The 3,810-nt window shown below is 63.5% G+C and carries 4 protein-coding genes and 1 pseudogene; 4 read left to right on the top strand and 1 reads right to left on the bottom strand.

From position 1 onward, the window contains the following. Window positions 1-3 precede the first annotated feature (3 nt). Window positions 4-822, bottom strand: coding sequence for an AraC family transcriptional regulator (locus ENZ75_RS24625; protein WP_128278378.1), 819 nt, complete (start codon window positions 820-822; stop codon window positions 4-6). Window positions 823-871: 49 nt separating this feature from the next. On the opposite strand from ENZ75_RS24625, the gene ENZ75_RS24620 reads away from it, so the two are divergent. The 4 genes and pseudogenes from ENZ75_RS24620 to ENZ75_RS24605 all read left to right on the top strand — a co-directional run. Then, window positions 872-1,279: a DUF2000 family protein gene (locus tag ENZ75_RS24620; protein WP_013528221.1), complete on the top strand. Its 408-nt coding sequence runs from the start codon at window positions 872-874 to the stop codon at window positions 1,277-1,279. A gap of 197 nt (window positions 1,280-1,476) precedes the next feature. Beyond that, window positions 1,477-2,361, top strand: coding sequence for a DMT family transporter (locus ENZ75_RS24615; protein WP_063169834.1), 885 nt, complete (start codon window positions 1,477-1,479; stop codon window positions 2,359-2,361). A gap of 77 nt (window positions 2,362-2,438) precedes the next feature. Continuing rightward, window positions 2,439-3,461: a LacI family DNA-binding transcriptional regulator gene (locus tag ENZ75_RS24610; protein ID WP_082826628.1), complete on the top strand. Its 1,023-nt coding sequence runs from the start codon at window positions 2,439-2,441 to the stop codon at window positions 3,459-3,461. Further along, window positions 3,458-3,810 (top strand): annotated as a pseudogene (locus ENZ75_RS24605) (2-hydroxyacid dehydrogenase); the annotation flags it as partial. The gene ENZ75_RS24610 and the pseudogene ENZ75_RS24605, both read left to right, overlap by 4 nt.

Below are 3,810 nucleotides of genomic sequence, written 5' to 3'. Positions count from 1 at the left end.
GTGTCATGCCGAACGCCTCTTGAACTGCCTGATGAAATGGCTCTGGTCGCTGAAGCCGGCTTCGACCGCGATCTGCGCCAACGGTTCGCCGGCGGCGATCATCCGCCGCGCACGCTGAAGCCGGCGCATCACCAGGAAGCGATGCGGACTGGTCGAGAACGCCGCGCGGAAATGCCGTGACAAGGCATAGCGGTCGAGCCCGGTTATGGCTTCCAGTTCGCCGGAGCGCACCGGCCGGGTCAGGTTTTCCGTGAGATAGTCGCGCGCCAGTGCAGCCGCCCGCCACGCCGTCCTGGTCATCGGCTTTGCCGGCTGGCCACCATGCCGGGTCAGGCTTTGCATCAGTTGGACCAGGAAATCGTCGACGAACAGGTCGTCGAGTTCCTGCTCCAGCGGCCCCAGCGCCGAAAGCAGCGTTGCGCAAAAGGCGGCGTCCGTCACCACGCCATCCCTCACAAAAGGCAGCGAAGCGCCGCCGAGGCAGTCGAGCATCAGCGACGGCTCCAAATAGAGCATTCGGTAGCGCAGGCCGTCCTCGGTGCCGGCGCCGCCGTCATGCAGTTCGTCGGGGTGTAGCACGATGATCTGGCCTGGAAGGCTGTGACGCGCAGCACCAAGATAGCGAAACGTCTGCACACCGTGCAGCGTTACCCCGATCGCATAGGTGTCGTGGCGATGCAGGTCGAACGCGCTGCCATGGAAGCGTGCCTCGATCCGCTCCATGCCTGCGGGATCGGGGGCGGAGATAATACGGTTTTCCGCCGCATCGATGCACAAACGTCCAAGACCCTCGAAGGCCTGGCTGTCTAGATCGTGCGACATCGTCTCCTTAAGCCTCGCATTGGGGCACAAACCGAATGGCCAATGTCTCATGTTCGATACGAAATTTGCAATCGTGCTCAGGGAAGATCTGGCGGTCTGGCAGAAACTCAACGTCACCGCCTTCCTGACCAGCGGCATCGTCGCGCAGTTTTCCGATATCATCGGTGAACCCTATCGCGACCGCGCCGGCAATCTCTATAACCCGCTGTCGATCCAGCCGGTCATCGTTTTGTCCGCCGACCAGGCCACGCTGGGCACGATCCACCGGCGCACATTGGAGCGCGGCGTGACCACCTCGCTCTATGTCGAGGAGATGTTTTCGACCGGCTTTGACGCGGCCAACCGCGCCGTCTTCGCCGAATTTGCGCCTGAAGACGCCAAGGCGGTCGGGATCGCGCTTCGCGCCGACAAGAAGCTGGTCGACAAGATCACCAAGGGCGCCCGTATGCACCCGTAGCTTCAGAGGCATCGACTAAGCCTGCCGCCGACACTTGTTGTGCCAGCCGGCTTTGGCGTGGCGACAGCCGACAATTGGCTTGCCGGGAGCCGGCAATTCCCGCAAAGGTGGGTCCAGCCCAGCTCCCACCCGGCCTGCAAGTGAGTGCTCCCCAAAGACATGTAGAAAGCGCGACGCCCCCGGTGGCGATCCTGTGCATGCTTTCCACTTACGTCTGCTTCACCTTCCTCGACACATCAAGCAAATACCTCGTCCTCGCCGGCATTTCCGTGCTGGTCGTTGCCTGGGTGCGCTTTGCCGTGCATGTCATCCTGGTCGGCACCCTGTTGCGCGGCTGGCGCCAACCCATGCGGTTTCGCCCGATCAACCTGCCTGCGCATATCCTGCGCGGGGCTTTCCTGTTCGGATCGACCATATTCAATGTCCTGGCGCTCAAATCCCTGCAACTGGCCGAGACAACCTCGATCTATTTCTTTGGGCCGATGGTGATCACGGCGCTGGCCGGTCCGCTGCTTGGCGAGTGGGCGGGCTGGCGGCGCTGGCTGGCCATCCTGGCGGCCTTTGCCGGCGTCCTCATCATCACCCGACCGGGCGTCGGCGTGTTCGGCATCGGACATCTCTTCGCGCTCGGCTCGATGCTGTCGAACTGCTTCTACGTCATCATGACGCGCCGCATGTCGGCGACCGAGACATCGGAGAGCCTCATCCTGTTTTCGGCGCTGGCGCCGGCGCTGCTGCTGTTGCCCCTGCTGCCGTTTTCGTTTTCCTTGCCGCATGACGGCTGGCACTGGTTCGTGCTGCTGATGCTCGGCGTGTTCGGCGGCGTCGGTCACTGGCTGCTCGTCCAGGCCTACCGGCTGGCGACGACCACGGCTTTGGCGCCCTATCCCTATTCGCAGATGGTGTGGATGATCATTTCCGGATGGATCGTCTTCAAGCAGTTTCCCGACCGCTGGACGCTGGTCGGCGCCGCCATCATCGTCGCCAGCGGCCTCTACATCGTCCATCGCGAGCATAGGCTTCGGCTGCGGAGCCGCGCGGCCTCGGACGTCGAGGCCGAGGCGTTGGCAAAAAAACTTTGATTTGCCCCCGATCGGTGGCATAACGCCGCCTTTAAACAGTTTAGGTCTGGAAAGTCAGGTCCGGGGAGCACACGTCGCTGGCACAAAAAATCAAGCTTTCGACGATCGCGGATGCGCTCGGCGTGTCCACGGCCACGGTCTCGCTGGCGCTGCGCGACAGCCCTCTTGTTGCCGGGACCACCCGTGACCGCATCAAGGAACATGCCCGCGCCATCGGCTATATCTACAACCGACGCGCCGCCAGCCTGCGCACCTCGCGTTCCGGCATTGTCGGCGTCGTCGTGCACGACATCATGAACCCGTTCTTCGCCGAGATCCTGCGCTCGATCGAAAGCGAGCTCGACCGCAGCCGGCAAACCTTCATCCTGTCCAACCACTATGATCAGCTCGAAAAGCAGCGCACTTTCATCGATACGCTTTTGCAACTCGGCGCCGACGGCGTCATCATGTCGCCGGCGATAGGCACGCCGGCTTCCGACATCGTGATGGCCGAGGAGAACGGCCTGCCGGCTGTGCTGATCGCGCGCACCGTCGAGGGTGCCGACGTGCCGGTCTTTCGCGGCGACGACTCCTATGGAACAGGCCTCGCCACCAATCACCTGATCTCGCTCGGCCACAAGCGCATCGCCATGATCGGCGGCACCGACCAGACCTCGACCGGCCGTGACCGCTACCAAGGCTATGTCAACGCGATGGAGGCGGCCGGGCTGGAAGTCGGGCCGTCCTGGCGCATCGCCGGGCCGCGCACCAAGCAGGCCGGCTTCGAGGCCGCCGGGCAGTTCCTGGCGCTGAAGGACAGGCCGACAGCTGCCTGCTGCTGGAACGACCTCGTCGCCATCGGTCTGATGAACGGCATTGCCCGCGCCGGCCTGGTGCCGGGCGTCGACATCTCGGTCACCGGCTATGACGACCTCGAAGAGGCGGCGATCGCGACGCCGGCGCTGACCACAGTCTGGAACGGCCAGCGCGAGGTTGGCCGCCGCGCCGCCAGCGCGCTGCTCGACAAGCTCAACGGCCAGACGGTGCGACCCTCGCAGGAATTGATCAAGCCGGAACTGCATGTGCGTCAGTCGACCGGCAAGCCGGTGGAGCGTGCATGACCAAGGCCGAACAGTTGCAGACCGTCGCCATCCTGGTGCCGGGCGATTTCAACGACCACGCGGTCGACCGCATCAACCGCACGTTCAGGCGTGTCAGAATTGAACGCGCCGATCCGGCGCTCGTCACCGACGAGATGCGCAGTGATGTGCGCGGCATCGCTTCGTTCGCCGGCATCAACGCGGCGATGATGGACGCATTGCCCAACCTCGAACTCATCGCTTCCTTCGGCGTCGGCTATGATTCGGTCGATGTCGGTCATGCGGCGGCGAAAAACATCATGGTCACCAACACGCCCGACGTGTTGACCGAGGAGGTCGCCGACACCACGATCGGGCTGTTGATCAACAC

Origin of the sequence: Mesorhizobium sp. M7A.F.Ca.CA.002.04.1.1 (assembly GCF_004022805.1) — a bacterium.
GTDB classification, from domain to species: Bacteria; Pseudomonadota; Alphaproteobacteria; order Rhizobiales; family Rhizobiaceae; genus Mesorhizobium; species Mesorhizobium ciceri.
The sequence above is the reverse complement of the archived record's forward strand: the minus strand, read 5'-3'. Positions and strand labels throughout refer to the sequence as shown.